15 protein-coding genes are annotated in these 17701 nt (G+C 65.5%); 4 read left to right on the forward strand and 11 right to left on the reverse strand.

Going from position 1 to position 17701, the window contains the following annotated elements; translation table 11 throughout:
• Nucleotides 1-34 precede the first annotated feature (34 nt).
• Entirely contained in the window at nucleotides 35-1000 is a 966-nt protein-coding gene (locus AC3A4Z_RS02720; protein ID WP_498709873.1) for an alpha/beta hydrolase, read from the forward strand.
• A 37-nt stretch (nucleotides 1001-1037) separates the two neighbouring features.
• Here the strand turns inward: AC3A4Z_RS02720 and AC3A4Z_RS02725 are convergent, their stop codons facing one another.
• The 3 genes from AC3A4Z_RS02725 to leuA form a co-directional block, all read right to left on the reverse strand.
• Nucleotides 1038-1874, reverse strand: a complete 837-nt coding sequence (locus AC3A4Z_RS02725; protein WP_498709875.1) for an isoprenyl transferase — start codon at nucleotides 1872-1874, stop codon at nucleotides 1038-1040.
• A 2-nt stretch (nucleotides 1875-1876) separates the two neighbouring features.
• Nucleotides 1877-2629: a DNA repair protein RecO gene (gene recO, locus AC3A4Z_RS02730; RefSeq protein WP_498709877.1), complete on the reverse strand. Its 753-nt coding sequence runs from the start codon at nucleotides 2627-2629 to the stop codon at nucleotides 1877-1879.
• A 112-nt stretch (nucleotides 2630-2741) separates the two neighbouring features.
• Nucleotides 2742-4481 (reverse strand): 2-isopropylmalate synthase, encoded by a 1740-nt coding sequence (gene leuA, locus AC3A4Z_RS02735; protein WP_498709879.1) that lies wholly within the window; start codon nucleotides 4479-4481, stop codon nucleotides 2742-2744.
• A gap of 253 nt (nucleotides 4482-4734) precedes the next feature.
• On the opposite strand from leuA, the gene AC3A4Z_RS02740 reads away from it, so the two are divergent.
• Nucleotides 4735-6687, forward strand: a complete 1953-nt coding sequence (locus tag AC3A4Z_RS02740) for a M13 family metallopeptidase (protein WP_498709881.1) — start codon at nucleotides 4735-4737, stop codon at nucleotides 6685-6687.
• A 99-nt stretch (nucleotides 6688-6786) separates the two neighbouring features.
• Here AC3A4Z_RS02740 and AC3A4Z_RS02745 read toward each other — a convergent pair whose 3' ends face one another.
• The 5 genes from AC3A4Z_RS02745 to AC3A4Z_RS02765 form a co-directional block, all read right to left on the reverse strand.
• Complete coding sequence (locus AC3A4Z_RS02745) at nucleotides 6787-8232, reverse strand: LCP family protein (protein WP_498710069.1); 1446 nt, start codon at nucleotides 8230-8232, stop codon at nucleotides 6787-6789.
• 215 nt (nucleotides 8233-8447) lie between these two features.
• On the reverse strand, nucleotides 8448-9407 hold the full coding sequence (gene era / locus AC3A4Z_RS02750) for a GTPase Era (RefSeq protein WP_498709882.1): 960 nt from the start codon (nucleotides 9405-9407) through the stop codon (nucleotides 8448-8450).
• Nucleotides 9391-10722 carry a hemolysin family protein gene (locus AC3A4Z_RS02755; RefSeq protein ID WP_498709884.1) on the reverse strand — a complete coding sequence of 444 codons (1332 nt, stop codon included), beginning with the start codon at nucleotides 10720-10722 and terminating at the stop codon, nucleotides 9391-9393. The genes era and AC3A4Z_RS02755 overlap by 17 nt, the downstream gene beginning before the upstream one ends.
• On the reverse strand, nucleotides 10719-11192 hold the full coding sequence (ybeY, locus tag AC3A4Z_RS02760) for an rRNA maturation RNase YbeY (protein WP_498709886.1): 474 nt from the start codon (nucleotides 11190-11192) through the stop codon (nucleotides 10719-10721). Before ybeY ends, AC3A4Z_RS02755 begins: the two co-directional genes overlap by 4 nt.
• A complete protein-coding gene (locus AC3A4Z_RS02765) occupies nucleotides 11189-12277 on the reverse strand; it encodes a PhoH family protein (RefSeq protein ID WP_493969004.1) in 1089 nt (362 codons plus the stop codon). The genes ybeY and AC3A4Z_RS02765 overlap by 4 nt, the downstream gene beginning before the upstream one ends.
• Before the next feature lie 439 nt (nucleotides 12278-12716).
• Here AC3A4Z_RS02765 and AC3A4Z_RS02770 point away from each other — a divergent pair, with 439 nt between their 5' ends.
• Nucleotides 12717-13619, forward strand: a complete 903-nt coding sequence (locus AC3A4Z_RS02770) for a GerMN domain-containing protein (protein ID WP_498710070.1) — start codon at nucleotides 12717-12719, stop codon at nucleotides 13617-13619.
• A gap of 10 nt (nucleotides 13620-13629) precedes the next feature.
• Here the strand turns inward: AC3A4Z_RS02770 and AC3A4Z_RS02775 are convergent, their stop codons facing one another.
• The 3 genes from AC3A4Z_RS02775 to hrcA form a co-directional block, all read right to left on the reverse strand.
• Nucleotides 13630-14412, reverse strand: coding sequence for a 16S rRNA (uracil(1498)-N(3))-methyltransferase (locus AC3A4Z_RS02775; RefSeq protein ID WP_498709888.1), 783 nt, complete (start codon nucleotides 14410-14412; stop codon nucleotides 13630-13632).
• 2 nt (nucleotides 14413-14414) lie between these two features.
• On the reverse strand, nucleotides 14415-15542 hold the full coding sequence (gene dnaJ, locus AC3A4Z_RS02780) for a molecular chaperone DnaJ (RefSeq protein ID WP_493969002.1): 1128 nt from the start codon (nucleotides 15540-15542) through the stop codon (nucleotides 14415-14417).
• A gap of 82 nt (nucleotides 15543-15624) precedes the next feature.
• Nucleotides 15625-16638 (reverse strand): heat-inducible transcriptional repressor HrcA, encoded by a 1014-nt coding sequence (gene hrcA / locus AC3A4Z_RS02785; protein WP_498709890.1) that lies wholly within the window; start codon nucleotides 16636-16638, stop codon nucleotides 15625-15627.
• A gap of 175 nt (nucleotides 16639-16813) precedes the next feature.
• Between hrcA and AC3A4Z_RS02790 the strand changes: the two genes are divergently transcribed.
• Nucleotides 16814-17662, forward strand: a complete 849-nt coding sequence (locus AC3A4Z_RS02790; protein ID WP_498709892.1) for a DUF3097 domain-containing protein — start codon at nucleotides 16814-16816, stop codon at nucleotides 17660-17662.
• The last annotated feature ends 39 nt before the right edge of the window (nucleotides 17663-17701 follow it).

The raw sequence follows: 17701 nt of genomic DNA on the forward strand, positions 1-17701 counted from the left end.
ACAGGCGCGGCAGGCAGCGGATTAGCATAAGGCCATGGAATGGCAGCGGGACATCCTGGGCGACGGGTTCGAATCCCTTGCCTTCGCCGCCGCGGGACAGGATGGTGTGGAACGGACCGCCACCCTGGTCCGGTTCCGGCCCGTTCAGCAGGAAGCAGGCCTGGAGCCCCGCAGGGCAGTGCTTTTCCTGCACGGCTGGAGCGACTACTTCTTCAACGTTGACCTGGCCCGTTTCTGGTCCTCCGCCGGCTATGCCTTCTACGCGCTGGATATGCACAACCACGGCCGTAGCCTGCGTCCCGGTTCACCCGGCGGCTATGTGTCTGACCTGGCCGATTATGACGCTGAAATTGAGGCGGCGTTCCGGATCATCAGCCAGGACGGTGCCGCCATGCCGCTGACCCTGATGGGCCATTCGACCGGCGGGCTGGTGGCGGCCCTGTGGGCAAGCAGGCACCCCGGGGCCGTTTCACAGCTCGTCCTCAACAGCCCGTGGCTGGAGATGCACGGGAGCGCCATGGTGCGGCGCGCGGCATGGGGCATGGTGGGGCCGGTGGCCCGTATCCGGCCCGAGGCGGTGCTGCGGCTCCCGCCGCGCGGCTTCTACTGGCGCACCATCAGCAGCTCGGCGGACGGCGAATGGGCGCTGGATGACCAGTACCGCCCACCCATGGCCTTTCCCGTCCGGGCAGGCTGGCTCAGCGCCGTCCTTGCCGGGCATGCGAAAGTGGCGCGCGGACTCAACATCGAGGTTCCCGTCCTGGTGCTGTTGTCCCGCGGCAGCGCCAACGGCCTCTTCTGGTCGGAGGAAATGCGCAGGACGGATGCCGTTCTTGACGTCAACATTATTGCCGCGCGAGCCCTTACTCTGGGGCGCACCGTGACCGTTGAGAGGATCGACGGCGCCCTCCACGACGTGTTCCTCTCCCCCGCCGCCGTGCGCGCCGACGCCTACGCGAGGCTGGCCCGCTGGCTGCGGGCGTACGGAGCCCCCGCGTAACGCGGGGGCGGGAGGATCCGCTTCCGGTGCGGCAGGCCTAGCCGGCGTTCCCTCCTGCCGGGCGGGCTGCGTCAACCGCACCACCATAGCGCCGGTCCCGGCGGGCGTACTCTTCCACCGCAGCCCACAGGGTCCGCCGGTCGACGTCGGGCCACAGGGTGTCCATAAATACGAACTCGGCGTAGGCCGACTGCCAGAGCATGAAGTTGGACAGCCGCTGCTCCCCCGAACTGCGCAGGAACAGGTCCACGTCCGGCAGGTCCGGCTCGTCCAGGTATTTCTGGATGGTCCGCTCGGTAATGGCACCGGGCTTGAGCCTGCCCGCCGCAACGTCCGCGGCGATGGCGGATACGGCGTCAGTGATCTCCGCCCGGCCGCCGTAATTAACACACATGGTCAACGTGCAGGTGCTGTTGCCGGCCGTGAACTGCTCCGCCTCTTCAAGTTCACGGATCACCGATCCCCAGAGCCTCGGCCGGCGGCCGGACCAGCGGACCCGGACACCCCATTCGTCGAGCTGGTTCCGCTGCCGGCGTAGCACGTCCTTGTTAAATCCCATCAGGAAGCGCACTTCCTCCGGGGAGCGCCGCCAGTTTTCGGTGGAAAAGGCGTAGACGCTGACGTACTCAATCCCCAGCTCGATGGCCCCTGCCATCACGTCCAGGAGGGCCGGCTCACCGGCCTTATGCCCTTCGATCCGGGGCAGACCCCTTTGGTTTGCCCAGCGTCCGTTGCCGTCCATCACAATGGCCACGTGGCGCGGAATGAACTCGGAGGGGATGGACGGCGCCACGGCGCCTGAAGGGTGCGGGTAGGGCGCAACCACCGGATGGCTGCGCTTCGGGGCTGCGTTGTTCTTTTTTCCCAGGGCCACTGTCAGCTGCGCTCCACATGTTTGAGGGACTTTAATACTCGTTCAAGGTGCCACTGGAGGTAGGCGGCCACCAGGCCCGCCGCTTCCTTGCGATGGACGGGCAGCGAGGCGTCCGCCGTTGCCCAGTCCCCCGTCAGCAGCGCGGCCAGCAGCACCACTGTTTCCGGTGCGGGCGCCGGTGACCCGGGAGGCCTGCACCCGGCACAGACCATCCCGCCCAGGGGCGCCGAAAACGCGTTGTGGGGCCCGGGCAGCCCGCAGCGGGCACAGTCCGTGAAACTTGGCGCCCAGCCTCCGGTCGCGAGTGCCCGGAGCAGGTAGGAGTCCAGGATCAGCCCGGGGGCATGTTCGTCCCGGCTCAGGGAGGCAAGTGCTCCCACCAGAAGGTTGTACTGTGCTGTTCCCGACTCGCCGTCAACGTCCGTGAGTTTTTCGGCGGTCTCCGTCATGGCGGCGGCAACGGTGTACCGGCCATAGTCTGCGGCGATACTTCCGCCGTAGGCGCCTTTGGCCACTGCCTGGGTGACGATGTCCAGGCTCTTCCCTGATATCAGCTGCAAATCCGCCACCATAAAGGGTTCAAGGCGGGCGCCGAACCGGCTGCTGGTCCGCCGGACGCCCTTGGCCACGGCCCGGACCTGGCCGTGGTGTTTGGTCAGGAGGGTGATGATGCGGTCCGCCTCGCCCAGTTTGTGGGTGCGGAGGACGACGGCGTCGTCCCGGTACGCCCGGGAGGCGAAAGAGTGTTGGGCCACGCCTTATCTTCCCATTTTTTGCGGGCAGGGCTTGCCCGCCGCCGGCAGGCAGGAGCCGAAGCGGCCTTGCCGTTGTGCCGCCGGGGCCTCCCCGGCGGCACAACGTCCGGCATCAGGCCTGGGCGTCCCGGATGGCGCGGTTCACTGCTGAGATAACGGCCTTGAGGGAGGACATGCTGGTGTTGGCGTCAATACCCACACCCCAGAGCACCCGTTCCCCCACAGCGCACTCCACATAGGCGGCGGCCATCGCGTTGCCGCCCTCGGAGAGCGCGTGCTCGCTGTAGTCCAGTACCCGGACGTCCACACCGTCCTCGCGCAGGATGCTGAGCAGTGCGGCGATGGGACCGTTGCCGGTGCCTGTGCGCTGCACCTGCACGCCGTCCACGGTGAGGGAGGCGTGAAGCGTCATGCCGCCGTCGTTATCTGTTTCGGTCTTGACCCCGCCCAGGGAGTAACGTCCCCACTGGCCGTCGGCTTTCCCGGACGGCAGGTACTCGTCCTGGAAGACCTGCCACAGCTGGGCGCCGCTGACTTCGCCGCCCACGGTGTCCGTGCGCTTCTGGATCACGCCGGAGAATTCGATCTGGGCGCGCCGCGGCAGGTCCAGGCTGTGCTCGTTCTTGAGCAGGTAGGCCACGCCGCCCTTGCCGGACTGGGAGTTGACCCTGATCACGGCTTCGTAGCTGCGGCCCAGGTCCTTGGGATCCACGGGCAGGTACGGGACCTGCCAGGTGAAGTCGGAAACGTCCTTGCCGGCGGCGGCTGCGTCCCGCTCCAGGGCCTCGAAGCCCTTCTTGATGGCGTCCTGGTGTGATCCCGAAAATGCGGTAAACACGAGGTCGCCGCCGTAAGGGGAACGCTCCGCGACGGGCAGCTGGTTGCAGTACTCCACGGTGCGGCGGACGTCGTCGATGTTGGAGAAGTCGATCATGGGGTCGATGCCCTGCACGAAGAGGTTCAGGCCCAGGGTGACCAGGTCCACGTTGCCGGTCCGCTCGCCGTTGCCGAACAGGCACCCTTCGATCCGGTCCGCACCGGCCATGTAACCCAGCTCAGCGGCGGCAACGCCCGTTCCGCGGTCGTTGTGAGGGTGCAGGGAGAGGATGATGCCTTCCCGCGGGTGCAGGTGGCGGCTCATCCATTCGATGGAGTCGGCGTACACGTTGGGGGTGGCCATCTCCACGGTGGCCGGCAGGTTGATGATGACCTGGCGGTCGGCGGAGGCTTCAAAAACATCGGCAACCGCGTTGCAGACGCGCACGGCGTACTCCAGCTCGGTGCCGGTGAAAGATTCCGGGGAGTATTCGTAGGTCACGTGCGTGTCCACGAGGGTTTCCTCGTACTTCTTGCACAGCCGCGCGCCCTGCAGCGCGATGTCCAGGATTCCGTCCTCATCCTGGTTGAACACCACGCGGCGCTGCAGCACCGACGTGGAGTTGTAGAGGTGGACGATGGCCTGCTTGGCGCCCACCAGGGACTCGTAGGTCCGTTCGATCAGGTGCTCGCGGGCCTGGGTCAGGACCTGGATGGTGACATCATCCGGGATGTGGTTGCCCTCGATGAGCTGGCGGACAAAGTCAAAGTCTGTCTGGGAGGCGGAGGGAAAGCCTACCTCGATCTCCTTGTAGCCCATCCGGACCAGCAGGTCGAACATCTTCATTTTGCGGGCCGGGCTCATCGGATCGATCAGGGCCTGGTTGCCGTCGCGCAGGTCCACTGCGCACCAGCGCGGGGCCTTGGTGATGATCTTGTCCGGCCAGGTGCGGTCCGGCAGCTCAACTTTGATCTGGTCCTGGAACGGCGTGTAGCGGTGGGCGGGCATTCCGGAGGGCTTCTGTGCGTTTCGCATTACTATCGGGGCCTTTTCTGTGGTTCTTCTTTGAAAGGGTGGCCGGGCAACACAAACTCCGCAGCGAGGGTGGGCCTTGCGCTAGATCGCGTCTGAGGCCTCGCCGCGGCAGCTAAGAAGAAGAAGCTCTGCACGCACCATTTGAGGGTAGCACGGGTGCGTAAGATGAAAGGGCACTACCGTCCGTTACGTCCAGCATGCAGACGCCGCCCGGTATTCCGCGGGCCGCGGCTCTTCATCAGAAGGAGCTTCCGTGCCCATTTCGGGGATCGACCTGTCCACCTTTGATAGCACCGTCCGGCCCCAGGATGACCTCTACCAGCACGTGAACGGGGCCTGGCTGAAGGCCACCGAGATTCCCGATGACCGACCCCTCGAAGGCACGTTCACCGCGCTCCGCGACGGGTCGGAAATCGCCGTCCGCGACATCATCGAGGAAGCCGCAGCCAAGGGCCCGGAAGCCAGCGGCATAGAGCGGAAAGTGGGCGGGCTTTACAGCAGCTTCATGGACGAAGCAACCGTTGAAGCCAAGGGCATGGAACCCATCCGCGAACGCCTGGCCGACGTTTTTGCCACCACTACCGTGGCGGACCTTGTTTCCCTGGCGGGCCGGCTGTTCCGGGCCGATGTTGGCGGGCTCTTCTACATCTACCCGGCACCGGACGCAGGAAACCCGGACCGGGTCCTTCTCTATACGGGACAGGGCGGGCTAGGACTGCCTGACGAGTCCTACTACCGGGAAGAAAAGTTTGCCCCGATGGTCACCGCCTACGAGGCACATGTCCGCCGGATGCTCGACTTGGCGGGCATTCCGGATGCGGCGGCCGCCGCGGGCCGGGTGGTGGCGCTGGAAACAAAGCTCGCCTCGCACCACTGGGACAACGTCACGCTGCGGGACCCGCAGAAGACCTACAACCTGAAGACGGCGGACGAGGCATCCGCCATGTTCCCGCTGATCTCCACGTGGTTCGAGGCCGCCGGCATCGATGGTGCGAAGCGGCAGGAGATCGTGGTGAGCACCCCGCCGTTCTTTGAAGGCGCCGCATTGCTCCTCGAATCCGAGCCCCTGGCCCACTGGCAGGAATGGCTTGCCATGCGGGTGGTCAGTGCGGCCGCGCCCTACCTGTCCTCGGCTTTCGTCGACGCCAACTTCGCGTTCTACGGCACCACCATCAGCGGCACGCCGCGGAACAAGGACCGGTGGAAGCGCGGCGTGGCCGTGGTGGAGGGTGCCCTCGGCGAAGCCGTAGGACAGATCTATGTGGCCCGGCACTTCCCGGAAACGCACAAGGCCAGGATGCAAACGCTCGTTGCCAACCTGATCGAGGCCTACCGGCAGAGCATCACCGCCGTGGGCTGGATGGGCGCGTCCACCAAGGCGGAGGCGCTGCGGAAACTGGAGGGTTTCCGGGCGAAGATCGGCTACCCGGAGAAGTGGATCGACTACTCCGCCGTGGAGATCGACCCGGCTGATCTCCTGGGCAACGTGGAGCGGGCCCACAACGCCGACGTCGACCGGCACCTTGACGAGGTTGGCAAGCCGGTGGACCGCGATAAATGGCTGATGACTCCGCAGACCGTCAACGCCTACTACCACCCGATGATGAATGAGATTGTGTTTCCGGCGGCGATCCTGCAGCCGCCGTTCTTCACCGCCGACGCCGACGATGCCGTGAACTACGGAGGAATCGGCGCGGTCATCGGCCACGAGATCGGCCACGGCTTTGATGACCAGGGGTCCCAGTTCGACGGTGGCGGGGCCTTGCGGAACTGGTGGACCGATGAGGACCGCCAGGCTTTCGAGCAACTCACGGCGAAGCTCGTGGCCCAGTACGATGCCCTGTCACCCTATGCCGCGCCAGGGCACACCGTGAACGGCCGGCTTACCCTTGGCGAGAACATCGGCGACCTTGCCGGCCTGGCCATTGCCTACAAGGCGTACTTGATCAGCCTGGACGGCAAGGAACCCGAGGTCCTGGACGGCCTTACCGGGCAGCAGCGGTTCTTTGCCTCCTGGGCTGCCGGCTGGCGGCAGGTCATCCGGAGTGAAGAGGCGATCCGCCGGCTGGCCACGGACCCGCACTCCCCCAACGAGTTCCGGACCAACGCCATTGCCAAGAACCTCGACGCCTTCCATGAAGCCTTCGATGTTACAGAGCAGGACGGCATGTGGATGGCTCCCGGGGACCGCGTCAGCATCTGGTAGCAGTCAAGAAATCGGGGCCCGCAACAGCGGGCCCCGATTTTTGCTTTGCTGAAAGTCTCCAACGCCGAAAACGCTGCCTGCTCGGAGCCCCGGTCTCCGCTAACTCTCGACGATCAGGTACGGATTGGCCTGCTGGCAGACAGTGTCGCCTGCAGTCTGGTTGACGATGTCCTCCGGCAGCGCAACGTTCGCGCCATAGGCAGTACCGGAGGTGAAGTCGGTGCCGAGATATACCTGGACACCGGAAACCCCGGGGGCAGGCACAATCTGCGCAGCAGGGATCCCCAGCAGCGCCGCAATGTCGGCAGCCACGTCGGCGAAATCCTGGCCATAGTAGACAACCGATTGGTTAGCGGCGGTAGCCTCGAACTGCCCTGCCTGGGTGAATCCGCCGGACACCAGGGCCTGGACGATCTCCTGTGCCCGCCCCGGGACGCCAGAGCCGTTGGCCACCGTCACAGGCTGAAGTGCTTTGTTGTACGGCGGCAGCGGAGCTGCAGTCTCACTCGGAGCCGCAGTAGGCGGCGCCGCGGTTTCCGAAGGGGCGGGCGCCGTCGGGTCGGTCAGGTCAATGTCCTGCCGAAGGGCGGAGAACAGCTGCGAACCGGCCGGTTCGGCGATCTGCAGCCTGTTGGGGTCGACGAGGGCGGGCGTGGTGGGAACCGACACGAACGCCACCTTGCTGAGATCAATGTCCTTGAGCCGGTTACCGATGGTGAGCAGGGTAGGTACTGAGGCCAGCCCCTCGTCCACTGTCAGGTTTTTGGTCACGACGTCGGCGATGGTCAGCATCTTGCCGGGGTCCGAGAGGGTCCCCTCATCCTTGATCTTCCTGGTCAGGGAGGACAGGAATCCCTGCTGGGCCCTGATACGGCCAAGGTCGCCGCCATCGGCAAAGGCATGGCGGGCCCGCAGGAAGGAGAGGGCCATTTCACCTTCTACCGCCGACGTGCCCTTGGGCAGCCTCAGTCCGGAGTCCGGGTCATATACTGCGTCACTGATGCACACCTGCACCCCGCCCACTGCGTTTGACAGTTCCTTCACCGCGTTGAAGTCCGCCATCATGAAATGGTCCACTTCCAGGCCGGTCAGTTTGTTTACGGTGTCCACGGCGCAGCCAATACCGGCCTCGTTCATGGCCTCGTTGATCATTACACCGCTCCGGGCGGGAAATGTCCGCTTGGTTTCAGTGTCTGTGCACTCGGGCAGGTCCACCAGCAAATCACGCGGAAAACTGATGACGCTGACGCGCTTATTGTCTTCGGAGATGTCCATCAGCATCATGACGTCCGACTTCCCGTAGCCTTTGGAATCGTCGGCTGAACCGTACTCGGCGTTCTTGCCCTCGCGGGTGTCCGAGCCCAGGATCAGGATCTGCATCCGCCCGGTCGATTCGCTCACGGGTTCGCTGTTGCCACCGCCCGCGTTCAACGGCGCTTTGGAGATGTTGCTTTGCAGCCGGATAAACCAGAATCCGGCGAACGCGAGGGCGCCGATCATTGCCAGCGACAGGACGCCGGTAACGATTTTCAGCCACAACGGCATAGCACGGTCGCGGCCCAGGTGGCGCGCGGCGCCAACGGTGCCGTCTTCCGCGTGCTTGGACCTCGGCCCCCCGGCTGATACGTCAGCTCCGTTTTCGCGCTTGTCGCGGCCTCGCCCCACGTAATGAACCTTCCTCTAGATTCTGAATCCGGTCCATTTTAGTGGTCCAGTCTGGGAAATTGCCGGGCGGCCCAGGCCGTCCCCGGTTCAAAGGCTCAGAAGCCCAGTTTGACCAGCTGTTTCGGGTCCCGCTGCCAGTCCTTGGCAACCTTCACATGAAGGTCGAGGTAGATGCGCGTCCCCAGGAGAGCCTCGATTCCCTTGCGGGCGTTGGTGCCCACTTCTCGCAGCCGGCTGCCGCCCTTGCCAATGATGATGGCTTTCTGCGACGGGCGCTCCACATAGAGGTTCACGCGGACGTCCAGCAGGGGCTTGTCCTCCGGCCGGTCCTCGCGGGGGACGATCTCTTCCACTACCACCGCCAGGGAGTGCGGCAATTCGTCACGGACGCCTTCCAGCGCCGCTTCCCGGATGAGCTCGGCGACCATCACGGCTTCCGGCTCGTCGGTCAGCTCCCCGTCCGGGTACAGCGGGGGCGACGGCGGCATGTGGCTGATCAGTACGTCGGCTACGGTCCCCACCTGGAAGCCGTCGGTGGCGGACACCGGAACGATGTCCTTCCAGCCCTCCTCCCCCAGCACTTCGCGGCCGAGCGCGGCGACGGCCAGGAGCTGTTCCGTGAGGGCCTGCCTGTCCACCAGATCTGCCTTGGTGACAATCGCGATGATCGGCTTGCGTCCTACAGCCGCAAGCTGCGCCGCAATGAACTTGTCACCGGGACCGATCTTCTCGTTCGCAGGAAGGCAGAAGCCGATGGCGTCCACCTCGGCCAGGGTGTCCGCCACGAGGTCGTTCAGGCGCTTGCCGAGGAGCGTGCGGGGACGGTGCAGGCCTGGCGTGTCCACCAGGATCAGCTGTGCGTCCTCGCGGTGGACGATACCGCGGATGGTGTGCCGGGTGGTCTGGGGCTTGGCGGAAGTGATGGCCACCTTCTTGCCCACCAGCGCGTTGGTCAGCGTCGATTTGCCGGCGTTGGGACGGCCCACCAGGACCGAAAACCCTGCGTGGAAACCGCCGAAATCCTCTTCGCCGGCGGCCTTATTTTTCTTGCTCACGTGGAACTCCCTGCTGGGTTGCTTCCGCCTCTTGGAAGAGGTCTTCAAGGTCAGTGTCTACTTTTGGTGCGGGCGCCGCAATGATGTGGCTGACGCGGTTCCGGCGTCCTTCGAGCCTGTCGGCCCGCAGCGACACCCCGTCCACTTCCACGTGGCTGCCGACGATGGGCACCCGGCCCAGTGCTTTGGCGAGCAGTCCGCCCACGGTGTCCACTTCGTCGTCGTCGAGTTCAATGTCAAAAAGCTCGCCGAGGTCGTCGATGCTCATCCGGGCGCTGACACGGTAGGAGCCGTCCCCAAGCTCAACAGCCTCCGCGCTTTCGGTGTCGTACTCGTCCACGATCTCGCCCACGATTTCCTCAATCAGGTCCTCGAGGGTGACAAGTCCGGCGGTGCCGCCGTACTCATCGATCACGATGGCCACGTGCGTGGATTCTTTTTGCAGTTCCCGGAGCAGGTCGCTCACCGGCTTGGATTCGGGAACATACCGGACTTCCCGGATCAGGGAATCCACCAGCGGCGGTTCCTCGTCGGCTCCCAGCCCGTGAAGGACTGCTGCCACGTCCTTGAGGTACACGATGCCCAGGATGTGGTCCGTGTCTTCGCCGATCACCGGCATCCTGGAGTACCCCGAGCGGAGGAAGAGCGACATCGCCAGGCGGAGGCTGGAACCAGCCTCGATGCTGAGGATGTCTGTCCGGGGCACCATGACGGCACGGACCAGGGTGTCCCCGAAGTCGAAGACGGACTGGATCATTTCAGCCTCAGTGTCCTCGATCATGTCGGATTCGCTGGCCCGGTCCACCAGTTCGCGGAATTCCTGCTCACTGAAGAACGCCTCATCACCGCTGGGCGCGCCGGGGGCCGCCGCAGTTCCCAAAGCCACGAGCCAGCCGGGGATGGGTCCGAGGACCCACGTGAGGAAGCGGATCAACGGGGCGGTGAAGCGCACCACGGCAGCGGAGTGGAGCCTGCCGAGCTGGCGCGGCGACACGCCGACAATAACGAATCCCAGCAGGGCCATGATGCCTGTAGCGGCCAGGCCTGCGAGCCAGATGTTGTCCAGCAGGCTGTAGAGCAGGACTGCAACGGCAACCGCCGAGGCCATCTCGAACCAGATGCGCCAGAACCGCAGGGCCCGGATGTGGGCAACGGGCTGGGCCAGGATCCGCCGCATGGCAGTGCCGCGGCTCTTCACGAGCGCTTCCTCGGCATCGTGCCGCGGGAGGAAATTGAAGGCGGCCTCGGCCGCGGTCAGTACTGCCGCGACGCCCAGGAAAGCCAGGGCCATCACGACAAGGAGCAAAGGCGTCACTGGGTGGTCTCGGCGGGCGCTTCTTTGCCTGTGAAGCCGGACAGGAGCTCGCGCTGAAGCCCGAACATCTCGGCCTTCTCCTCAGGCTCGGCATGGTCGTAGCCGAGCAGGTGCAGGATGCCGTGCGTGGTCAGCAGCAGCATTTCGTCCTGCAGCGAGTGGCCGGCGTTTCCGGCCTGGACCTTCGCCACCTGCGGGCATACGGCGATGTCCCCGAGCATGCCCTGGGGTGTTGGCCTGTCAGGAGTTCCGGGGGTCAGTTCGTCCATGGGCACCGAGAGGACGTCGGTGGCGCCGGGCTCGTCCATCAGCTCAATGTGCAGCTTCTCCATGGCCGGCTCGTCCACGAGGAGAATGGACAGTTCCGCCTGGGGATGGATGTACAGCTGCTCAAAGATGTACCTGGACAAGGCCACGAGTTCAGATTCGTCCACCTGGACGCCGGACTCGTTGTTGACCTCGATGCTCATGCGTGTTCCCCCCGTTTTTCCCGGCCTGCAGAATGCTTGACCCTGTTCCGCTGGACATCATCCCAGATGCTGTAGGCATTGACGATGTCGCCCACCAGCCGGTGCCGGACAACGTCTGCGGCGTCCAGGACGGAGAAGTTCACGTCCTCTATGCCCTGCAGGATTTCCTCCACGATGCGCAGCCCGGAACGCGTGCCGAAGGGCAGGTCCACCTGGGTGATGTCGCCGGTGACCACCATCTTGGACCCGAATCCCAGCCTGGTGAGGAACATCTTCATCTGCTCCGGCGTGGTGTTCTGGGCCTCATCGAGGATGATGAAGGCGTCGTTCAGGGTCCGGCCGCGCATGTACGCGAGCGGCGCCACTTCGATGGTTCCTGCTGCCATAAGCCGCGGAATGGACTCCGGGTCCATCATGTCGTGCAGGGCGTCGTACAGCGGACGGAGGTACGGATCGATTTTGTCGCTCAGGGTGCCGGGCAGGAAGCCAAGCCGCTCCCCTGCCTCGACGGCGGGCCGGGTCAGGATGATGCGGCTGACCTCTTTTTGCTGCAGGGCCTGAACGGCCTTGGCCATAGCGAGGTAGGTCTTTCCGGTACCGGCGGGACCGATTCCGAAGATCACGGTGTTGGCATCGATGGCGTCAACGTAGTTCTTCTGGTTCAGCGTCTTCGGGCGGATCGTTTTACCGCGGCTGGAGAGGATGTCATGGGTCAGCACGTCCACCGGGTTCTGCATGGACTGGGTGCGGAGCAGGGCCACGAGCTGCTGGAGCACTGCCGGGCTGATGACCGTGCCGCGTGCCACAAGTCCCCGGACCTCGTGGAGGAGCCGCATGATCCTCGGCACGTCCGTGGCCGGTCCGCTGATGGAAAGCTCGTTTCCTCGGACGTGGAAGTTCACATCGGGGAACTGCTCTTCAATGAACCGCAGCGCTTCATCATGGCTGCCGAGGGATTGAACCATCTGGTCGGAATTGTCGAAGAGGACTACTTCGGTGCGGACGCCAGGGAGTGTATGGGGAAATTCCCCCGCGGCGCCTTCGCCGGTGACAAGCCTGCGCTTTCCGTTAGCTGATTCAGTCATGGTGTTGGCCCGCGGGCCCGTGATCCCCTCGATCTCGAAAGAGTAGCTGCTGGCTGATCCGCGGCGGGCTGTCCCCGTTGCGTCTCAGCGGTACCCTCCATCTTACGCCAGCGGGCAGAGCCGGCCCCATAGCCGGGCAGGATGCCCAGGCCGGATCCCTGACGCTGACAGCGAACGCCGGACCGGCCTTCCGGCAGTCCGGCGTCATTAGGTATCAACTTCATATCGGCCTCATATCGTTCCCGTTGCAGTTGCCGGGCCGGGCTCCTTCAGCGGCATTGGTCCGCCGGGGCTGTGCAATGCTGGAAATCCAGGGTGCCGATGAAGCACCGGGGCTGACCGGGGATCGGCCTATTCAACCAGGAAAGGACAGGCAATCACCTTGCCGGAAACCGCAGGGCCCCGCCGGGCCGGAAGAGTCTTGAACGGTGCCCGTTCGATGCTTCTTGCCGGGCTTCTGGCTGCGGCCCCTGTCCTCACCGGCTGCATTGCTGAACCGGACCCGGCCCCCACCGGCGCCCTTGCCACAAGTCCCGCGGCTTCGGGCAGCGTGTCCGGGGCCCCGTCCACCAGCGCGCCCCTGGAAACCACCCAGTCCTCCAACAAGGCACCGGTCTATTGGATCGGCCGGAGCAACAGCAACGTTTTCCTCTACCGCGAGTTCCGGGATGTTCCGGAGCAGGAAAACCCCGTCACCCGCGCCCTGCGCGCCATGATGTCCGATAAGCCCCTGGACCCGGACTTCTTCACCCCATGGCAGAACCCCAAGGAATTGGCGACGTCGATTTCCGGCAAGGACGTCATCACTGTTGACGTGTCAGAGGACGCCTTCAACAGCAACCTGGACGCCGAGATGGCGGCCCGGGCCATCCAGCAACTGGTGTACACGGCCACCGCGGCTGCGGCCAGTTCCGGCCTGATCGACTCCGGCCAGCAGATCCGCGTACGCATCCTGGTGGACGGGCACACCGACTACATGGCGTTCAACCACGTCCAGCTGGGGTCCCTTATGGCCCGCACGGCAGGACTCGTGGCCCCGGTATGGATCATCGATCCGCAGGAGAACGTTGAGGTGGCGGACGGAAGCGTCAAGATCACCGGCCGGAGCACTGCTGCGGGCGGCAAGCTCCGCTGGCAGATCCTGCGCGCCGAGGAAAACGGAAACAAGGCGCCGTTCCTGACAGGCGAAACAACCGCGGCATCGGACCCTGCCCAGGCCGGGGTCTTTACGCTGGCGCTGACCTTGCCCGCCGGGGACTATGAGCTGCGCGTGGCGCAAACCTCGAACCCCGACGGCCAGCAGGACGGCACCGAAGACACCCGGGGATTCAAAGTCCGCTAGCCGGGCGGCCTCAGGCTGCCGGGGCCGCCCAGCGCCCGAGGATGTCGCTGGCGAGGACGACGGCGGCGGGACCGGCAGTCGATGAGCGCAGCACATGGTGTCCCAACAGGGCGGTCACGGCGCCCTGGCCGCACAGTTTTGTCACCTCGCGCTGGCTGATGCCGCCCTCGGGGCCGACGATGAGGAGTATTTCCCGCGGACCTTCAGGAGCATCAGTCGGGAGCCACGATTCCAGGACCATCCGCAGGGGACGCACGGCGTCCTCGTGCAGGATCACGGCGAGGTCGGCGGCCTGGACAGCAGCGGCGAGACCGGCGGTGTCGACGGCGGCACGCACCTCCGGGATCCAGGCGCGCCGGGCCTGTTTGGCGGCCGCGGTCACCACAGACTGCCACTTTGCGTGGGCCTTGGCCGCCCGGTCCCCCTTCCAGCGCACGATGGACCGTTCGGACTGCCACGGGATGACGGCGTCAATCCCCAGTTCGGTGGCGGTTTCGATGGCCAGTTCATCACGGTCGCCCTTGGCCAGGGCCTGGACCAGCACCAGCCTGACACCCGGCCGGTCCTCAACGCCGATGGACGAGCATTCGACCTCGAGGCCGGCCGGGGAAGCGGAAACAACTGTGCCGCTCATCCGGGTACCAGCGCCATCGACGATGTCCACGGGCTCACCGGGAGCCAGCCGTTTGACGGTCACCGCGTGCCGGGCCTCGAGTCCCTCGAGGACAAAGCGCCCTTCCGGTACCATCCGGTCCAGGGACCCGGACGCCGTGAAAAAGACGGGGTTGCTCACCGCTACAGGTTACCGAACCGGTCCCGGAGCTTGGCGAACATGCCGCCGCTGGCGGCCAGCTTGCCCTCCGTGATCTGCTCCCCGCGCAGCTTGGCGAGCTGGCGCAGCAGGTCTTCCTGGGCCGCGTCCAGCTTGGCCGGCGTCTCCACCTGCAGGTGGACCTTCAGGTCACCTCGGCCGTACCCGCGCAGGTGGGTGACGCCCAGCCCGCGCAGGGTGATGATCTCGCCGGACTGGGTTCCTGCCTTGACGTCGATGTCCTGGGGACCGTCGAAGGTTTCCAGGGTGACGTCGGTTCCCAGCGCGGCTGCAGTCATGGGGATGTTCAAGGTGGCGTGCAGGTCGTCGCCTTCGCGGACGTACGTGGCGTCGTTGTTGACCCGGATTTCAACGTACAGGTCACCTGCGGGGCCGCCGGCAGGACCGGCCTCGCCCTGGCCGGAGAGCTGGATGCGGGTGCCGGTGGCCACACCGGCGGGAACCTTAATGGTCAGCGAACGGCGGCTGCGGATGCGGCCCTGCCCGTTGCACTCGTTGCAGGGGTCCTTGATGACAGTTCCGAAACCTTCGCAGGTGCCGCACGGGGCCGCCGTCATCACCTGGCCCAGGATGGACCGGACCGCGCGCTGGACCTGGCCGCTGCCGCCGCAGATATCGCAGCGCTCGGGGTGGGTGCCCGGCCGGCAGCACGAGCCCTCGCAGGTGGGGCAGACTACTGCGGTATCCACTTCAAGCTTCTTGTTGACGCCGAACACGGCGTCGCGCAGTTCGATCCGGACGCTGATGAGCGCGTCCTGGCCGCGCCGGACCCGCGATGCGGGGCCGGTGGAACCGCCGGCACCGAAGAACGTGTCGAAGATGTCCTGGAAGGCGAAGCCCTGGCCTGCGTACGCCCCGCCGCCGAATCCGTTGTCCGTGCCGTTCTCGTTGCCCGTGGTGTCGTACACCCGGCGCTTCTGCGGATCGGAGAGAACTTCGTAGGCGTGGGTCACGGCCTTGAAGCGGTCTGCAACGTCCTCACCGGGATTTACGTCGGGGTGGAGGGTGCGGGCCAGCTTGCGGTAGGCCTTCTTGATCTCTTCCCCGGTAGCATCCGGTGAGACTCCAAGGACTTCGTAGTGGCTGCTCAAAGTTCGTATCTCTTCCTTGTTGTTTTGCCTGCAGCTGTACTGCCGGCGCTACTGTTCTTGGCTGGGAGCCGGACGGCGCGGGTCAGGGTCCCAAAATCCGTGACAGGTACCGGGCGACGGCCCTGACCGCGGCCATCGTGGTGGGATAGTCCATCCTGGTGGGCCCCAGGATGCCGATCTTCGCGACGCTGTCCGGCCCGTATCCCGTGGCGACCACCGAAGCCTCCGCCAGCCCGTCATACGGGTTCTCGCGGCCGATGCTGACGGCCACGCCCCGGTGGTCCTGCGCCATCTCGCTCAGGAGCCGCAGCATCACCACCTGTTCCTCCAGCGCCTCCAGCACAGGTCCGATGCTGAGCGGAAAATCCACGTTGGAACGGGCAAGGTTGGCTGTACCGGCCATCACCATGCGGTCCTCGCGGCTGTTGTGGGCCAGGGCTTCCAGTCCGTGCGCCAGCGCCTGGGCTGCCTGCCGCTGCGCGGGAGCGGCGCCGGACACCACTCCGGGCAGGGACTGCGTGAGCTGGCTCAGTGCCGTCCCGCCGAGGGATGCCAGGAAATGCGTGCGCAGCGTGGCCAGGACGTCATCGCCCATGTCCTGCCCGACGTCGATGACCCGCTGCTCCACTTTGCCGCTGTTGGCGATCAGCACCACCAGCACCTTCCGCGGCGCCAGGAGGACGAATTCAATATGGCGGACCAGTGCGCGGTTGAGGTGCGGGTACTGGACCACCGCCACCTGGTTGGTCAGCTGGGACAGCAGCCGGACCGTGCGCTCCAGGACGTCGTCGAGATCATCGGCGCCTTCCAGGAGCGACTGGATGGCACGCCGCTCTGCCTGGGACAGAGGTTTGACCGCGGAAATCTGGTCCACGAAGAGCCGGTAGCCCTTGTCCGTGGGAATCCGGCCTGCGCTGGTGTGCGGGGCCGTGATCAGCCCTTCGTCCTCAAGCGCGGCCATGTCATTGCGAATGGTGGCGCTGGAGACACCAAGATGGTGCCGTTCCACCAGGGCCTTGGACCCGACGGGCTCGCGCGAGTGGACGTAGTCCTCCACGATGGCCCGCAGTACTTCAAGCTTGCGCGGCTCGCTCACACTCCACCTCCATCCAGGGATCAGGGCAGCCGTTCCGCCCGCACCGTACCTCACAGGGGTTAGCACTCGACATGCCTAAGTGCTAACAGTCTATTATGACTCGCCCCGTTGTTAGCATTGGTACCGCTCCGGGCGAAATTCCGGGCCCGGATCCAGCACGAAGCGGAGTTCATCCATGCAATACCAGAACTGGGGAGCCCAGGACCTGACCGCGCCCGCACGGACGCAACTGCCCGAAGTGCCGGCAGAGCGGGGAATGGTGCTGGAGGAGGTCCAGTCCGGCTGGGTCGGGGCGGTCACCCGGGTGGAAAAATCGGGCGGCATGCATGTGGTGGCCCTGGAGGACCGCCGGGGCAAGTCGCGGTCCTTCCGGCTGGGCTTCGGTTTCCTCCTGGAAGGCCAGCCGATCCGGCTAATGCCGCCAGCACCCAAGCAGGCCGGCGGCCCGGCCGCCGGGCGGACAGCGTCCGGTTCGGTGCGGGTGGCCGGGCAGCGCGCGCAGGTGGCCAAGGCGAGCCGCATCTGGGTGGAGGGAAAGCACGACGCCGAACTGGTGGAAAAGGTCTGGGGAGACGACCTCCGAGTGGAGGGCATCGTCGTCGAGCCCCTGCACGGCATTGATGACCTGGCCGCGGCCGTTGCCGGCTTCAATCCCGGTCCCGGCCGGCGCCTGGGCGTGCTGGTGGACCACCTGGTGCCCGACTCCAAGGAGTCGCGCATTGCCGATGCCGTGATGGCATCCCCCGGAGCTGCCGGCAACGTCCTGATTGTCGGCCACCCCTACGTGGACGTGTGGCAGGCGATCCGTCCGGCCGTCCTGGGTATTGAGACGTGGCCTGAAGTGCCCCGCGGTCAGGACTGGAAGACCGGTATCCTCAGGGCATTCGGCTGGCCGCACTCCACCAAGGAAGACATCGGGCTGGGATGGCAGAAACTGCTGGGCGCGGTCCGCACCTACGCGGACCTGGAAGCGTCGTTGCTGGGCCGGGTGGAGGAAGTGATCGATTTCCTCACGGTCCCTTAGGGCAGGCGCGGACGCCTGCACCAAGTATTCTTGGTACTG

This window comes from Arthrobacter sp. Soil_C_49, assembly GCF_057656635.1.